Source organism: Burkholderia sp. F1 (genome assembly GCF_050813845.1).
Taxonomy (GTDB): Bacteria; Pseudomonadota; Gammaproteobacteria; order Burkholderiales; family Burkholderiaceae; genus Burkholderia; species Burkholderia ubonensis.
In genome coordinates this window covers 1,797,067-1,814,525 of record NZ_CP172421.1, presented here as the reverse complement: position 1 = coordinate 1,814,525, position 17,459 = coordinate 1,797,067, and the positions used below count along the sequence as shown (strand labels likewise).

At 64.8% G+C, this 17,459-nt stretch carries 10 protein-coding genes; all 10 read right to left on the bottom strand.

Going from position 1 to position 17,459, the window contains the following annotated elements:
* Window positions 1-90: 90 nt before the first annotated feature.
* Entirely contained in the window at window positions 91-1,257 is a 1,167-nt protein-coding gene (locus ACFIMZ_RS08715) for a fimbrial protein (RefSeq protein WP_431822265.1), read from the bottom strand.
* Window positions 1,258-1,310: 53 nt separating this feature from the next.
* Window positions 1,311-4,331 carry a filamentous hemagglutinin N-terminal domain-containing protein gene (locus ACFIMZ_RS08710; RefSeq protein WP_431822264.1) on the bottom strand — a complete coding sequence of 1,007 codons (3,021 nt, stop codon included), beginning with the start codon at window positions 4,329-4,331 and terminating at the stop codon, window positions 1,311-1,313.
* A gap of 121 nt (window positions 4,332-4,452) precedes the next feature.
* Complete coding sequence (locus tag ACFIMZ_RS08705; protein ID WP_431822263.1) at window positions 4,453-5,256, bottom strand: fimbrial biogenesis chaperone; 804 nt, start codon at window positions 5,254-5,256, stop codon at window positions 4,453-4,455.
* The gene (locus tag ACFIMZ_RS08700) at window positions 5,240-7,915 is read right to left on the bottom strand and encodes a fimbria/pilus outer membrane usher protein (protein WP_431822262.1); all 2,676 of its coding nucleotides are present in this window, start codon (window positions 7,913-7,915) and stop codon (window positions 5,240-5,242) included. Before ACFIMZ_RS08700 ends, ACFIMZ_RS08705 begins: the two co-directional genes overlap by 17 nt.
* 194 nt (window positions 7,916-8,109) lie before the next feature.
* Window positions 8,110-8,868, bottom strand: a complete 759-nt coding sequence (locus tag ACFIMZ_RS08695; RefSeq protein ID WP_431822261.1) for a fimbrial biogenesis chaperone — start codon at window positions 8,866-8,868, stop codon at window positions 8,110-8,112.
* Window positions 8,869-8,892: 24 nt separating this feature from the next.
* A complete protein-coding gene (locus ACFIMZ_RS08690; RefSeq protein WP_431822260.1) occupies window positions 8,893-9,477 on the bottom strand; it encodes a fimbrial protein in 585 nt (194 codons plus the stop codon).
* A gap of 1,135 nt (window positions 9,478-10,612) precedes the next feature.
* The gene (locus tag ACFIMZ_RS08685) at window positions 10,613-11,917 is read right to left on the bottom strand and encodes an MFS family transporter (protein WP_431822259.1); all 1,305 of its coding nucleotides are present in this window, start codon (window positions 11,915-11,917) and stop codon (window positions 10,613-10,615) included.
* Window positions 11,918-12,156: 239 nt separating this feature from the next.
* Complete coding sequence (locus ACFIMZ_RS08680) at window positions 12,157-13,836, bottom strand: SpoVR family protein (RefSeq protein ID WP_431822258.1); 1,680 nt, start codon at window positions 13,834-13,836, stop codon at window positions 12,157-12,159.
* Window positions 13,833-15,101 (bottom strand): YeaH/YhbH family protein, encoded by a 1,269-nt coding sequence (locus ACFIMZ_RS08675; protein WP_431822257.1) that lies wholly within the window; start codon window positions 15,099-15,101, stop codon window positions 13,833-13,835. Before ACFIMZ_RS08675 ends, ACFIMZ_RS08680 begins: the two co-directional genes overlap by 4 nt.
* A 125-nt stretch (window positions 15,102-15,226) precedes the next feature.
* Window positions 15,227-17,149 (bottom strand): PrkA family serine protein kinase, encoded by a 1,923-nt coding sequence (locus ACFIMZ_RS08670; RefSeq protein ID WP_431822256.1) that lies wholly within the window; start codon window positions 17,147-17,149, stop codon window positions 15,227-15,229.
* Window positions 17,150-17,459: the final 310 nt, after the last annotated feature.

Below are 17,459 nucleotides of genomic sequence, written 5' to 3'. Positions count from 1 at the left end.
TCCAAACCAACAAATGGTGCTTTGCTCTGCGCATGGGGTCATGAAGGCCGCTGCGGCAATGCCCGCTGCATGCGCGCATCGCCGCGGCCGTCATGGAAACGTGAACGTAAACTCCGCGGCGCCGCCCGCGTAGCCGGCCTTGAGCTCGATATCGGCGCCGGTCCGGATGTACTGCGCGCTCAGCGGCATCACGGCGGTGTCGCCGATGCGCTTCATCGGATATTGCTTCGCGTTGTCCGGTTCGTCGTAGGCGATCCGTTCGCCGGTCAGGCCGTTCGTCATCACGATGTTGAAGCCGCGCGCGACCGCCTGGCCCTCGGGTGCGCTCAGTTCCAGCAGCGTCTTGTCCGCGTTCGGCCGGACCGCCTTGTCGCGGAAGCTGATCGTCGGCTTCGCCGCGGCCGCGCACCGGCTGAGCGCGATGTTGAAGTCGACCGGCTGAGACGTCGCATGCAGGCTGGCGAACTGGCCGAGCGACGCGCGGCCGAGATTGACCGGGACGATCATGTTCGACTCGACTTCGCATTGTTTCGGCACCTCGATTCCCCCGCCACCGCCGATCGACAGGTTACCGACGCCGGTATAGGTAATCGATTGCCTGCACAGGTTCGGCGGGGTCTGATGTTCGGGTATCGTCACGGCGCTGCCGAGCGACACGCTGCCTTTCGGCAACGCGAATGCATACAGCGCGACGCTCGGCGTCCCGAGCAGGTCGTTCACGACGAGATCGCCTTCCGGCAACCCGGTCGCCGATTTGGTGAGCACGAGTTCCTGGATAAAGTAGAACATCTCGAGCCCCTGGCTGGACGACCCGCCCCTGGTAACCAGCACCTTGTCGACCGCAAGCGGATTGAACGCCTGTTCCAGCGTGTGCGTGTCACCGTCCCTGCCGCCCGACCAGCGGAGCCCGATGCCGTCCACATTCGTACGCGCGGCGCTGTCGGGAACAACGGTGCCCGGTTGCCAGTGCCCGGCACTGACCAGTTCGTATTCGTCCGCCATCGAGGGGCCGTACTTGTAATTCACGATGAGCGACACCCCGCGCCGATAGAGCACGGCGCCGATCGGCGTGCTGTTCGTGAGTCGCGTGATCAGCTTCCAGCTCGTCGCATTGACATTGCTGAACGTGCAATCGACCGCGGTCGCTCCGGCCATTGCCGCATCGGCGTACAACATGCACGCCGCGCATGCGGCCGCCCCGAACAGGCGTGCGTGCGCCTGCCCCCATCGACGCACGCGCCGCAGAATCGTTGTCATGATGTCTCCCGTCGAATCGGCGACGGGCGCCGCAACGCCCGTCGCCGAATGCCTTACTTCTCGATCACACCCAGGTTGATGCCGGCGAGCTGTTGCTGCGCGGCTGCGCCGACCGCATAGCTCCACCGGAACGTGCCGCGATTGACGCCGACGAGGCCGCCGTAAACCTGCCGCCACGACGCCGAGGTGCTGTTGTTGACGCGGCCGCTCGCGGCCGAGTTCTCGACGAGCCCCGCGTTCAGCCCGACAAGGCCGCCGAGCGTTGCATAGCAACCGCCGCTGACCGTACCCGACGCCGACGAACCGAAGACTTCGCCCAGGTTGTCGCCGACCAGCCCGCCGACATTGCTCGAGTCTCTGCCTTGAACGTTGCCGGTCGCTGCCGCGACGTCAAGCACGCCCGATGCCGCATTGGTACCGGCAAAGCCGCCCACCGACGCATAGTTGCCAGCGGACACGTCGCCGCTCGCATCGTTGTCGGCCAGGATGCTCGAGTTGTAGCCGACGAAGCCGCCCGTCTTGCTGTTGTTGCCCCCCGTCGTCTTGCCGCGCGCGACCGAGTGCGCGATCGTTCCGCCGAGATGGCTGCCGGCGAAACCGCCGTTGTTGCCCTGCCCGCCGGATACCGCGCCGTGCGCTTCGGCCTGGTCGATCGACGCATCGCGGCCCTGGTTGACGCCGACGAAGCCGCCCGTCGCCCCCGAAGACGCGCTGGTGACCGCGCCCAGCGCCTTGCTGTTGTTCACGGTGCCCTGATTCAGTCCGACGAACCCGCCGATGGCCTGGGCGGACTTGCCCTCGACCAGCCCGCTTGCATTCGAATCGACGATCGTGCCGCCGTTGTATCCGGCAAGGCCGCCTGCCGCACCGCCCGAGCCCCCCGTCGTGCGTCCGGAAGCCGTCCCGTTCACGATCGTGCCGGACAGATTCGCCCCGATCAGGCCGCCGACGTTCACGCCCCACAGGCCGCTGGCGTTCGTTACGCCAAGGCTGGTCGCGTTGCGGATCGTGCCGCCGCTGTTCACGCCGACGAAGCCGCCAAGCGATGCCGTGTTCGATGCGCCGCCCGAAACGGTGGCGTTTGCCGTGCTGTCGGATATCGTGACGGTCTGCTCGTTTCCGACGTTCTCGCCGACGAGACCGCCGACGGCGTACGTCATGGTGTTGCCCTCGACGTTTCCGGTAAACGACGACTGCGCCACGGTGCCGCGGTTCACGCCGACCAGGCCGCCGAGCGCGTTGCTGCGATTGACGCCCGCACGCACCTGCGTGTTGTTCGACACGACGACGTTCGAGATTTCGCCGCGGTTCTCACCCGCCAGCGCGCCGATCGCGACCGGGCCGGGCCCTGCGACGGCGCTGATGGTCGACGCTTTCAGCGCGAGGTTGGCGATGCGGCCCGTATTGAGACCGAAGAGCCCCGCGTAGGGGCTGCCGCTCGTGATCGACAGCCTGTTGATCGAATGACCCAGGCCGTCGAACACGCCGGAGAACGGCGTATCGGTGCCGATCGTCCTGAACGCGGTGTAGTAGTAGGAGGAGGGGTTGCCGATGTCGTTGCCGAGCACATACAGGCCGCCCAGGTTCGCGTCGATCGCCTGCAATTGCGCGATATTCTGAATCACGGTGTACAGGAAGCCGTTCGATTCGAATCCGGCCCTGGCGCCCGACAGCGTGACGGACGCGCCGTTGCCAAGCGAATACGCGCCGCCATAATCGAGCTTGAACCGGGCGTTTACGCCGGTCAGCGCGATCGGTGCGGCGATCCGCGCGCCGTTCGCCGCGTTGACGGCCACGCCGGCATCCTCGCCCGTCGCGCGCAATGCCGCATTCACCGCGACGTCGCCTTGCCGGCTCGTCAGTGCCAGCCGATTGCCGGTCGCCCAGGTCACCGCGCCGTCGACCGACAGATTGCCGCGCTCGGCGACGAGCTCGATATCCGTCGTCGCCAGGTTGCGCGCGAGCGTATCGGCGACGATCGTCGCCTGCCGGTTCGCGCCCGGCGCAACCGTCAGGTCGGACGACGCGATGCGCCACACGCCGCCGCGCCCGTTGGTGGCGCGGGTATCGACCATCGCGCCGAGCGCGACGTTGACGTCCGCGCCGCGCGTGACGATCGTGCCGGCATTGCCCGGCGTCGTCGCGCTGGCGTTCAGGGCGCCCGCGACATTGACCGTGCCCGCGTCGTAGCCGTCCAGCGTGATCCGTCCGGCGGAATTCCTGAGCGTCCGCGCCTCGATGGCACCCTGGTTGTTGACCACCGTCTGCAGCAATGTAGAGGCCGTGCGTGCGCTCATCAGCACCTGCCCGCCGTCGGCCTTCAGCAATCGCTCGTTGCTGGCCAGCGCGTTGACGGCGCCGCCGTCGACCTGCACGTTGAGCAGCTTGCTGCCGTCGAAGTTCAGCGTGACATCGCTGCCCGCGGCAAGCGCGACGGTACCCATTTGCGCCTGGACGAGGCCGCGGTTCGTCACCTGCGCGCCGAGCAGCGCAATCGCGCCGCCTTCGCCCGCGACGAGATTGCCGCCGTTGATCACATCCGCCGTCGACGTACCGCCGAAATGGAAGCGGCCGGCCAGGAAATCGGCGTTCTTGATGTCCAGCGTCGTCGCGACGAGCCCGCCGACGTTGACCTGCGCCTTGCTGCCAAACAGGACTCCGTTCGGATTGACGAGAAACACGCGGCCGTTCGCGTCGATGCTGCCGTGAATCGCACTGCCTTGCTGCCCCGTGACCCGGTTCAGCGCGATCGACGACGCGGACGGCTGGTTGAACGTCACGCGCTGCCCGGCGTCGACGTTGAACGACGCCCATTCGGTCAGCAGCTTGTCGCTATGCTGGTTGATCGACATCTGCCGACCGTTGTCGTAGCGAAGAATGTCGGCACTGCCGGACACGACATTCTCGCCGACCGGCAGTGCATGTGCCGAGGTCAGTGCACCTCCGGCAAGCCACGCCATGACAACGACCTTCCGCGTGCGCGTCGACGCCTTGCCGCGACGGCGGGTCCGTTCGCCCGCAACCTGCCAGATCCCCTGCCCGCTGTTCCATACCAGAGCGTAGGTTTTGTTCACTGTTGCTTTTCCCTGTAATGATTGAAACCCTGCCGATTTCCCCCGGCAGGACGGGTACTGCATACGTTGTCGGGCGCGGCCGGCGCTTCCGCGGCCACGCCGCGACGCCGCGCGCCGGCGATCAAGGCGGTTCGATCCGGGCCCGGTGCTCGCGGGACCGGCCGCCGTCGTCGACCGCGTCGAAGACAACTTCGCCCGCGGGCGCGTCGTGCGGTGCATCGAACGGGATCTCCGTGCGACCGAACGGCTCGACGTCCACCGCGCCGCCGGCCAGCGCGACGGTCCGCCCTTGCACGACGACCCGCGTCAACGTGACGTAGTACGGCGTCGGGTTGACCGGCACGAGAACCGGATGCGGCCGCGTGCCCGAATACATCCACCGGAGGCGACCCGGCGCATCGCGTGGCTCGCCGGTGATGCCGTGCGGCCGGTACAACAGCTTCATGCGCAGCCTGTATGCGATACGCAGCGTGTTGTCCTCCTGCCCGGCCGGCGGGATTTCGAGCAGATTGATCCAGAAGCGGGATTCCCGATCCGGCGCCAGTTCGTCGCCCACCGCGCGCACGCGGACCGACAGCGCCTGCTGCGGATCGAGCCGCGCAAGCGGCGGCGCGACCACGAAAGGCACGCGCAGGCTGCTCGGATCGGCGTTCGCGTTGCCGTCGTCGAGCCAGACCTGGACCAGGATCGGCACGCTGCCGAGATTGCGGACGGCGATCGTCTGCGCACGCGCGTCACCCGGATAGACGAAACGGGTGCCGACGACCGACAGCGCCGCCCGAGCGGGGGCGGAGACGATGGACAGCGCGATTGCGACGGTCGCGAGCGGCGTCATGCAGGCCGAGCGAACCACGAAGCGCCGGCTGCGCGGTGCGGGCGGCCGCAGACCGGCGAGCGGTCCGGGATCGTCAACGGCGTTTTGCATCGGGTTGCTGCCCCCCGACGGGAAGCGCCGATGCCGACGACGGCATCGACGCGAGTGGGCGGCACACATGGGCAAGCGTCACGTAGCCGGTACCCGCACGCTGCTCCGCCGGCACCGCGTAGTCGATTGCGCACTGCTGATCCGGTCGCGCGCCCCACTCGACACGGATTCGCCCGTCATGCGCGCCGCTGCGCACGAACAGGCGGCTGCCCTGCCCGACCGCCCCGAGCTGCGCGCCCGTCTGCGCGTCGAGCGCACGCGCGGCGAACGGCAACGGACGACCGCCTTCGGTCGTTGCGTCGATCAGCAACGCCCGCGCCTTCAGCGTGTCGTACGACAGCATCACGACCGCGCCCGCGCGCGGCGCGACGCTGCGCGAAACCGTCGTCATCTCGACGTCGTCCGGAATGTCCTTCGGATCGATGTCGACTCGATTGAGTTGGTAAGGAACCAGGCTCGGGACGATCGCGTAACCGAAGCGGTTGACCCGTGCATCGGTATTGCCGACCGACGCGCCGTACGCGTCCGGCGCGCGCACGACGCCGACGGTCTCGCCAAGCGTCGGCCCGGGCGTCACGCCGCCCGGATGCACCACCATCCCGCCCGACGCGCTGAGCGACGCCTGCTGGTAGTCGCGGCCCAAGCCGAGGTTGCCTGCGAGCGCCACCGCCGGCAGCCGATAGCCCGCGCCGACACTGCCCGACGATGCCCGGTTGCTGCCGTCGTAGCTCGCCGACAGCGAGTACGACCCGTCGCCCTGTGCGCCGAAGCGCCCGGACACGCCCGCGGTCGCGCTCGTGCCCGCACTGCTGTCGTTCGTCACCAGCGTGCTGAACGTCGGCGCGCGACGCGCGTTCCGATCGAGCGGAATCGATACGCTCACGCTCGCGAGCGTGTTGCCCGCCGCGCGCCCGAAGCCCGGCATGCCGGCGGACATGTTGCGCACCCGCTGCACCGATGCACTCAACGTCAGGTCGCGCCACTGCTTGCTGTAGCCGAGCGTGAAGCTGAGCGTCTGGCCGCGTCCCGCCCAATAGCTGAGCGAGGAGCCGTTCAGATAGACGTTCCCGGCTCGCCCGATCTGCTGGCTGATATTGAGGTCGACGCGATTGCGCAACCGTGGGAAGGTTTCCACCGATAGCCCTTGCGCCGCCCTGCCGGCCAGTTGCAGCGCATCGCTGAGCCCGAGATAGCCCTTTGTCGAATAGCGGTACGCGAGCAGCGAGAAGTTCGTGCCGCTGTTCGGCAAATTCTTGCTGTACGACACGCGTATGCTCGACCCATTCATCCGCTCGCTGCCGGCGGGCTGCGCGCGCGCGACCGTTATGTCGGCCGCGATGCCGCCGATCGGGGTGTTGAACGCGACGCCCATCAGCACCGACTGGTAGCGCCCCGTGAACGCGCCGCCGCCATATGCCGTAAGCAGGTTGTTGAGCCCGCGCTGCACCGTGAGCTGGCCGACGTATTGCGTGCCGACGTTGGAGCCGAAATCGATCGCGCGGCCCGCCATCGCGCTGAACCGCGTGACGCCCGGCCGCAGCAGCTGGACCGTCGTCGCGAATGGCACGATGAAGCTGTGCGCATCACCGTTCGCCTCGGTCACCGTCACGTTCAGGTCGCCGCCATAGCTCATCGCCTGCAGGTCGTCGATCTCGAACGGACCCGGCGCAACCGTCGTTTCGTGCACAAGGTAGCCGCGCTGGTGGATCGTGACTCGCGCATTGGACTGTGCGACGCCGCGCACGACGGGCGCGTAGTAGCGCAGCGAGTCGGGCAGCATCCGGTCGTCGCTCGAGATCTGGACCCCGCGAAACGACACGGCGTCGAACAGATCGCCGCTCGTCGAGCTTTCCCCGACCAGCAGCTGGGCCCTCCACGCGGGAAAATCGGTCTGCGCGTAGACGTTGCCGCGCTGGTAGCGCACGACGCCGCGTTGCGACCAGGTGAAATTGCCCGTATGTCGGATCCGGAGCGGCCCGGCGTTTGCGCCCATGGCGAGCCCCGTATAGAGCTGCGCAAACTCGTAGCCGCTGGCGCGCGTCGTGAACGCGTTCGCGTTGTAGTTCAGGAGCACGGCCGGCACGCCGTTCGTCCAGGTCGATGGATCGACGTAGTTGCTTCGGTTCGCGAGCCGCATGTAGAACTGCGGGACGACCAGATACAGCTTCTGTTCGTCCTGGTCGAACGAGAACTCGGCGCCGGGGACATAGCGGGCGATCGGTTCGCAAAGCAGCCCGTCGGGCATCGGCTCGGGCTGCGCATCGCGATCCTGGCCCCGCGCGCTGCGCGCCAGGTCGACGCCCGACCGTTGCAGCATCGCGCGGTCGTAGCACGGCCGCACGCGGCCGTCGCCGGCCCGCTGAAACGAGATATCCTCTACGCCGCGCCACTGCCCGTTGACGACGAAGTCCACACGGCGCCGCCCTTCCGTCAGGACGTTCGGACGCTCGTAGGGCGTCGTGTCGATGGGCGTGGTGCCGGAACCATGCATCAGCATCGATCCGTCGAAGCGGATCGCCTCGCCGGCCGTCGATTCGGGCCCCGCCGGAACCTGTGCGTCGTGGCCGACGCTGTCGCGCGCGAGCGCATCGGTTGCCGCAACCGCGCGCTCCACGAGCATGCCGGCGCTCGCGACCGTGACCGCGACCGGCGTGAGCACCGATGCGACCGCCCGCAGACGCGATCGCGGTCGGCTGCGCAGCGCCGGTACTCGTGCGCCCAAGGAAGGAATTGCCGGTAAGCTCTGCATGAGAAATCAGGTTGTTTCGCATGCCGAATCGATTTGACGCCATCCTGACGTAGCGAAACGGCATGCTGAATCGTGCCTCGGTGCTGCGCTGCGCGACGGTCCGGTTAGTCCGCCAGTTTTTTCGTTATCGTGGTGCGGCCACCGTAGTCGTCGATGACCATGTAGCGCACGGTTGCCGGCTTGCGAGCCGATGCGGCGCTGCCCGGCAGCGCGAACCGCGCGCTGCCGAACGGCGCGACCATCCCGCCGCCTGCCGATACGAACGTGCCGCCAGGATCGCTCTCCACCTTTCCGAACGACACGTAGTACGGCGTCGGATTGGCGACCTCGAGCGTGACCTCGCGTTTGCCCGTGCCCGGCGTCGGCGCAACCGTCCTCCAGACCAGTTGATCGGGCGCGGCATCCACGCCGTCGGCGAGCGCGGCCGGTCGAAAGAACAGTTTGATGCGCGTCCGGAACCCGAAACGCAGTTGATTGTCGTCATCCTTTTGACTGGCGGGCACCTCGAGGACGTTCAACCAGAAAACCGATTCGCGATCGCCGGGCAGCGACGCCGGCGTGTGCGTGATGCGCAGCACGGCGCTGCGGCCTGGCTCGACGCGTTTGAGAGCCGGGGCAACGACGAATGGCACCTGCAATTGCTCAGGCGGCACGTCGATGCGGCCATCGTCGATCCAGCTTTGCGCGAGAACCGGCTGGTCCGATGTGTTTTCGACGCGCACGGTCACGTCGCGCTCGCGCTCCGGGAAGACGACACGCGTACCGTTCAATACAAGCGCTGCCTGCGCCGGCGCGGCGCAGGCAGCCCATGCCACGACGCAAGACGCCACAACATAATTAATAGTACGAAACGACAAGATCATGGCATGGAACACGTACTAGAGCGATCAGTGATAGGCCAGCGTATAGCGGATGAACGAATTGCCCGACCCGGTCTTGATCGCCGCCTTATCGACCGTCGACACATAGGCAGCCGAATAGGTCAGGGTCGCCGTATTGTTCTTCACGGTCGCGACCTGCGCATCCGCCGAGTTTTGCGACTTGCCGAGCCAGATCTTGCCGGCTTTGCCGTTGCCGGCATCGCTGACCTGAATCTCCACGCCCTCCGCCGGCTTCGTCCCGACGAGTTTCAGGTTGCCGGTCACCGGATTGACGTTGGCCGACGCCGGGTCGAAATCGATCACGACCTTCGTATCATCGGTGCAGCCCGTGTTGCCGCCGATATTCAGCGTGAACGGCACCGCAGTCGACGTCGAGCCGGCCGTCGCGAACGTGCTCGGATTGATATGGTCGCCGAGCGACACTTCGCTGATGTTGTCCACGCCCGGCGCCTGGCCGTTGATATTGCACGTGACGTCCGAGATGCTGCCCTCGAACTTGATCGTCCCGTCAAATGCGTGGGCAACCGCCGGAGCCAGCACTGCGCCTGCAATACCAGCCGCAACCCAGCACCGAAGAAGATTCATCTTCATTTCCACCTTCCTATGAAATTGATTGGCTTTTGGCATACTCGGCCGACACGCGCAACGCCGTTTCATTCAACTGCATGACGCAAGATCGCGGCCGCGTCGTCCTCTTTCGAGGAGCGGCATTGTCTGCTCCCCCTCGAATATTGACGACCCCGCAATTCTATTTATCAGCACCTTAAATTAACATCGTACAAGTAAGAAATTGATAACCGCAGCGAAATTCGCGGAAGATCGGATTTGCCGTTTATTCGTGCGCCTGCCATTGGAATGGCTTTACCGGCAATACGACTTCGAACCAGGCCTCTGGCACACGTGGCCGGCGTCCGGCCAGACGGAGCGATTGAGCATAATCCGCCGAGCAAGTCAATGCACCCATTAGCCAACGCATTCGGTTATCGCTTCAAAACCAAAACCAAATCCAGCGCCATAAATTAGGAAAAGTCCCAAATTCGCGCATCGATAGTTCAGACGTCGACAGGAAATGACGTGAGCGAATCAAAATGCAATGCGCCTTTGCTCATGGTCTTTGCGATTTTGCACGCGTTGGCAGATCACGAAATTTCACGTCGCCCATCACCGCAAATTTTCCCGCTCATCCCGAACACCTGTATCGAATGGCCGAGACGAACGTCTTGCGTGGGATTTCGATCGGGAATCCGAGCGATTACAGCCACCAGGCGTCGGCGGATGCGCGACGCGAGTACGAGATCGGGTCTCGGGGAAATGTCGGCTCGCCGGTTGCCGCACGCGCGGCGCGGCGACAGGCATCGTTCGCGCACGTCGCGCAGACAGTCGTGGGCGGATCGGCGACGCGCGGCTGCAAAGGCGCATGACGCACCGTCTGGATAGGGCAATGCCCTCCCTTGCCGTTCGTCCGTCGCCCGCGGGCGCAAAAAAAAAAGCGCCCGCTGCACGCAGCGGGCGCGAATCCCAGTCAAGGAGGTGTCACACGAACTACGGGTTCAGATTAAGGGGATCGCCCGCCACCGGCAACGAAGCTATTTCGATATCGTTATCGCGCGCCGCGCGATGAGCTTGCGCCGCTTCGCGCAATTGCGCCGCCCCCCCCCGAACGAAAAACGGCGTCCCGCAGTGCGCGGAACGCCGTTCCTGTTTCATTGAAGCGCGACGCGCCGGATCACGGCTCGTGACGCAGGTACCCTTCCTTGCTCGGATCGCGCATCCGGTACGACACGATCAGCGAGATCGCGCACAGCACCGTCACGTACCAGTAGAACGTCTCCTCGCTGCCGATCGACTTGAACCACAGCGCGACGTATTCGGCCGTGCCGCCGAACAGCGCGTTCGCGACCGCGTACGACAGGCCGACGCCCATCGCGCGCACTTCCGGCGGGAACATCTCGGCCTTGATGAGGCCGCTGATCGACGTGTAGAAGCTGACGATCGCAAGCGCAACCGTGATCAGCACGAACGCCGCGACCGGGCTCTGCACGTCCTTCAGCGCGTGCATCAGCGGCACCGTGCCGATCACCGAGCACGCGCCGAACAGGATCATCGACATGCGGCGGCCGATCCGGTCCGACAGCGCGCCGAACACCGGCTGCAGCAGCATGTAGACGAGCAGCGCGACCGTCATCACGTTGCTGGCGGTCTTCGCGTGCATGCCGGCCGTGTTGACGAGGTACTTCTGCATGTACGTCGTGAACGTGTAGAAGATCAGCGAGCCGCCCGCGGTGAAGCCGACCACCGTCAGGAACGCGCCCTTGTGCTGCCACACGCCGCGGATCGTGCCGGCGTCCTTCTTCTTGCGCGACTCGCTCGTCGACGTCTCGTCGAGCGACTTGCGCAGGTACAGCGAGATCAGCGCGGCGGCCGCGCCGACCACGAACGGGATGCGCCAGCCCCATACCTTCAGCTCGGCGGTCGACAGCGTCTGCTGCAGGACCACGAGCACGAGCAGCGCGCACAGCTGGCCGCCGATCAGCGTCACGTACTGGAACGACGCGAAGAAGCCGCGCCGGCCCTTTAGCGCGACTTCACTCATGTAGGTCGCGCTCGTGCCGTACTCGCCGCCCACCGACAGCCCCTGGAACAGGCGCGCGACCAGCAGCAGCAGCGGCGCGAATGCGCCGATCTGCGCGTAGGTCGGCAGCACCGCGATCACGAGCGAGCCGCCGCACATCATCAGCACCGAGATCATCATCGCGGCGCGGCGGCCGTGCCGGTCGGCGATGCGGCCGAACAGCCAGCCGCCGATCGGACGCATCAGGAAGCCGGCCGCGAACACGCCCGCGGTGTTCAGCAGCTGCGTCGTCGTGTTGCCGCTCGGGAAGAACGCCGGCGCGAAGTACAGCGCGCAGAACGAGTAGATGTAGAAGTCGAACCACTCGACGAGGTTGCCCGACGAGGCGCCGACAATGGCGAACACACGCCGCCGGGTGTCGTGCGCGGACGGCACGGCTTGGTCGGTCTGGACGTCCATGGATTGGTCTGTTCCTTTGTAGTGCTTTTGGGCGTGGCGGCCGCAGGACCGCCGCGTGTGGACACGCATGGCACCGGTTCCGGCGCGATGCGCTACTGAATTTTAACGAAATGTAATGTAAGGGACTGTCCGGGTTCGTCCGGATGTAGAAAATTTTTCTCCGGCCGTCCTGTCATCAGATGAAAACGCCAGCCCGCAGGCTGGCGTCGGATGCAAGGCAGCGGGCCGCGCGGGCGCGCTCACAGGCGCACTTCGGGGGGCGTGTAGCGGCACTCGTAACGCTTGCGCACGGTGCCCGCCTCGTCGACGCTTTCCAGGTACACGTCGAACTGCCACAGCCGCGCCATGTGCTTGAGCACCTCGTCGCTGTCGTTCGACAGGTGCCGGTTGTCGGTCATGAAGTGGCGCAGCGTGAGGCTGCGGTCGCCGCGCGTGTTGACCGACCACACCTGGATGTTCGGCTCGCGATGGTGGATGTCGTATTGCCGCGACAGCGACTGCCGCACGTACTGGTAGCCGGAGTCGTCGTGGATCGCCGACACCTCGAGCGAGTCGCGCATGTCGTCATCGAGCACCGAGAACAGGCGCATCTCGCGGATCAGGTGCGGCGACAGGTACTGCGCGATGAAGCTCTCGTCCTTGAAGTTGCGCATCGCGTAGTGCATGGCCGGCAGCCACGGGCTACCCGCGAGCTCGGGGAACCACTTGTAGTCCTCGTCCGTCGGCGCTTCGCAGATCCGCCGGATGTCGCTCATCATCGAGAAGCCGAGCGCATACGGGTTGATCCCGCTGTAGTACGGCTTCGTGACGGGCGGCTGGTAGATCACGTTGCTGTGCGAATGCAGGAACTCCATCATGAAGCCGTCTTCCAGCTTGCCCTGGTTGTACAGCGTGTTGAGCAGCGTGTAATGCCAGAACGTCGCCCAGCCTTCGTTCATCACCTGCGTCTGCCGCTGCGGATAGAAGTACTGGCCGATCTTGCGCACGATGCGGATCACTTCCCGCTCCCACGGCTCGAGCAGCGGCGCGTTCTTCTCGGCGAAATACAGCAGGTTCTCCTGCGGCTCCGGCGGGTAGCGCTCTTCCAGCTCCTCGGCCAGCTCGGGCTTCTTGCCCGGCAGCGTGCGCCACAGTTCGTTGATCTGCGACTGCAGGTACGCCTCGCGCTCGCGGCGCAGCGCCGCCTCCTTCGACAGCGACGGCTTCTGCGGCCGCTTGTAGCGGTCGACGCCGTAGTTCATCAGCGCGTGGCACGAATCGAGCAGTTCCTCGACGCGGTCGAGGCCGTAGCGCTCCTCGCATTCCGCGACGTAGTTCTTCGCGTAGACGAGGTAGTCGATGATCGCGTGCGCATCGGTCCACAACCGGAACAGGTAGTTGCCCTTGAAGAACGAGTTGTGACCGTACGCCGCGTGCGCGATGACGAGCGCCTGCATCGTCATCGTGTTCTCTTCCATCAGGTACGCGATGCACGGATTCGAGTTGATGACGATCTCGTACGCGAGGCCCATCTGCCCGCGGCGGTAGCTCTTCTCGGTGGACAGGAAGTGCTTGCCGAACGACCAGTGCCGGTAGTTGACCGGCATCCCGACCGACGCGTACGCGTCCATCATCTGCTCGGCGCTGATCAGCTCGAGCTGGATCGGGTAGATGTCGAGCTCATACTGCTCGGCGACCTGCGCGATGTGCGTGTCGTATTCCTCGAGCAGTTCGAAGGTCCAGTCGGACGGGCACGGCAGCGGCTTGCGTTCGGCAACGTTCATACGCGCTTCCTTCTGCCCGGCACCGGGCATGTCGGCGGGCGGCGTCGACGGTTCGGCGTGGCCGCGTTGCTGCGTCGCGGCATGGCCTGCGGTGTCGTCGCCGGATCGGCGCGGCTGGTAGCCGCGCGATTCGCTGTGCAGGTGGCGGCTCGTCATGACATTTCCACCTGTTTTTCGAACAATTCGCGAAACACCGGGTAAATATCGGCAGCCGATTCCACTTTTTTCATCGCGAGATGCGGTTGCGACTGCATCAGCTGCGCATACTCCAGCCACAGATTCTGCTCTTCGGGCGCGACCTGGATGTACGCGAAGTAACGCGTCTTCGTGAGGATATCCTCTTCCAGGATTTTGCGACACTTCGGTGAATCGTCGGTCCAGTTGTCGCCGTCGGACGCCTGCGCGCCGTAGATGTTCCATTCGGTCGGCGAGTAGCGCTCGTTCATCACCTTGCGCATCAGTTCGAGCGCGCTCGACACGACCGTGCCGCCGCTTTCGGTCGAATGGAAGAACGTATCCTCGTCGACTTCCTCCGCGCGCGTGTGGTGGCGGATGAACACCACCTCGATGCGCTCGTAGTTGCGCTTGAGGAACAGGTACAGCAGGATGAAGAAACGCTTCGCGAGATCCTTGCGCTGTTCGTCCATCGAGCCGGACACGTCCATCAGGCAGAACATCACGGCCTGGCTCGACGGCTGTGGCTGCTTCACGCGATTGATGTAGCGCAGGTCGAACGGGTCGATGAACGGGATGCGCCAGATGCGGCCCTTCAGATGGTGGATCTGGTCTTCCAGCGTCGCGATCTCCGTGCGGCGATCCTCGGAATCGTTCTTCAGCGCTTCGAGCTGCGCCTCGAGCTCGTGCAGCTCGTTGACGAGCGGCGAACCGAGCGCGATGCGGCGGCCGAGCGCGCTTCTGAGCGAACGCACGATGTCGATGTTGTTCGGCGTGCCTTCCGCCGCCCAGCCCGCGCGCACGTTCTTCCAGCTCGGCACCGTCAGCAGGTGCGTCTTCACGAGGCGCGGCAGTTCGAGATCGTCGAAGAAGTACTGCATGAACTCGTCGCGCGACAGCTCGAACACGAAGTCGTCCTGCCCCTCGCCCTCGTTGCTGGCCTGGCTGCCGCCGCCGCCCGCGCCGCCTTGCGGACGCGGGATCTTGTCGCCGCGCACGTAGTCCTCGTTGCCCGGATGCACGTACTCGCGGCGCCCGCCCGGGCCGTGGCGGAACGTCGGTTCCGCGATGTCCTTGCGCGGAATCGTGATGCTCTGCGTGCTCTGGATGTCCTTGATGCTACGATCGCGCACCGCGTCCGACACGGCGCGACGAATGTAGTTCTTGACGCGACGCAGAAAGCGTTCGCGGTTGGCAATGCTCTTGTTCTTGCCGGCTAGCCTGCGGTCGATGATTTGATGAAGCACGCCCGGTCTCCCGCTCGAATGTCGATATGCCGGGACGCTCGCCGCACATGCCGTCTCCCGTCATGCGGGCGGCGTCTCTGAAGGTGCCCGTGCGGCCAGGCCGCACGGGCGCTGCGCACCGCAAGTCATGACGACTTGCGCACACGCAGGTACCAGTCGCAAAGCAGCCGCACCTGCTTCGGCGTATAGCCCTTCGCGACCATCCGGTTCACAAAGTCCTCATGCTTGCGCTGTTCCTCCGCCGATCCCTTCGCGTTGAACGAAATGACCGGCAACAGCTCTTCCGTATTCGAGAACATCTTCTTCTCGATCACGACGCGCAACTTCTCGTAGCTCGTCCACACCGGGTTCTTGCCGGCGTTCGCGGCCCGCGCGCGCAACACGAAGTTCACGATCTCGTTGCGGAAATCCTTCGGATTGCTGATGCCCGCCGGCTTCTCGATCTTCTCCAGCTCCGCGTTCAGCGCGGCGCGGTCGAAGCTCTCGCCGGTGTCGTGATCGCGGAATTCCTGATCCTGGATCCAGAAGTCCGCATACGTGACGTAGCGATCGAAGATGTTCTGCCCGTACTCCGAATACGATTCGAGGTAGGCCGTCTGGATCTCCTTGCCGATGAATTCCGCGTAGCGCGACGCGAGCACGTCCTTCACGAACGACAGGTACTTCTGCTCGGTTTCCGGCGGGAACTGCTCGCGCTCGATCTGCTGCTCGAGCACGTACATCAGGTGCACCGGGTTCGCCGCCACTTCGCTCGAATCGAAGTTGAACACGCGCGACAGGATCTTGAACGAGAAGCGCGTCGACACGCCGGTCATGCCCTCGTCGACGCCCGCGTAGTCGCGGTACTCCTGGTACGACTTCGCCTTCGGGTCGGTGTCCTTCAGGTTCTCGCCGTCGTACACCTGCATCTTTGAGAACAGGCTCGAGTTTTCCGGCTCGTGCAGGCGCGACAGCACCGAGAACTGCGACATCATCTTCAGCGTGCCCGGCGCGCACACGGCCTCGGCGAGCGACGAGTTGCGGATCAGCTTCTCGTAGATCTTGATCTCTTCCGACACGCGCAGGCAGTACGGCACCTTCACGACGAAGATCCGGTCGAGCAGCGCCTCGTTGTTGCGGTTGTTCTTGAACGCCTTCCACTCCGACTCGTTCGAGTGCGCGAGGATGACCCCATCGAACGGGATCGCGCCGAAGCCCTCGGTGCCCTTGAAGTTGCCTTCCTGCGTCGCGGTCAGCAGCGGGTGCAGCACCTTGATCGGCGCCTTGAACATTTCGACGAATTCGAGCAGGCCCTGGTTCGCGAGGCACAGGCCGCCGGAGTAGCTGTACGCGTCTGCGTCGTCCTGCGCGTACTGCTCGAGCTTGCGGATGTCGACCTTGCCGACGAGCGACGAGATGTCCTGGTTGTTCTCGTCACCCGGCTCGGTCTTCGAGATCGCGATCTGCCGCAGGATCGACGGATAGCGGCGCACGACGCGGAACTGGCGGATGTCGCCGTTGTATTCGTGCAGGCGCTTGACCGCCCATGGGCTCAGGATGCTCTTCAGGTAGCGGCGTGGAATGCCGTACTGTTCCTCGAGAATCGGCCCGTCCTCGTCGTAGTCGAACAGCCCGAGCGGCGATTCGTTGACGGGCGAACCCTTCAGCGAATAGAACGGCACGCGCTCCATCAGCTGCTTGAGACGCTCGGCGATCGACGACTTGCCGCCGCCCACCGGGCCGAGCAGATAGAGGATCTGCTTCTTCTCTTCGAGCCCTTGCGCAGCGTGGCGGAAATACGCGACCACCTGCTCGATCACTTCCTCCATTCCGTAGAACTCGCGGAACGCGGGATAGACCTTGATGACCTTGTTCGCAAAGATCCGCGACAGGCGCGGTTCGTTGCGGGTATCGATGTGCTCAGGTTCCCCGATTGCAGCCAGCATGCGTTCGCCGGCCGTAGCATACGCGGATGGATCGTTTTTGCAGAGCGCGAGATACTCTTCCAGCGAGAACTCTTCCTCTCGCGTTTTTTCGAAGCGGTTCGCGAAGCTGCTGTAAATATCCATGCTACCTCCCTCGCCTTAGTCTGAAGACGTGCTTGCCTTCGTGTGACTGCGCAGAAGCAAGCGCGTTCGAATTCATCCTAACCCCAATCCTATTTTTTTTCACGAACTCCTTGCAGGAACTTCGTCATCGACGTCACACGGCTTGGACGAACTTTTTTCGCCGCTCTACAATCGATCTCCCGAGCTGACGAAACAGCATCCGTCGCGTCTCGTCGAGCACCGGAACGTCTTGTGCGTTGGACGTGCCGGGCATCGCGAAATCCATACCGCCTCCCCTTCATCCCTATACGTTCGAGCATGCGTTCCGGAC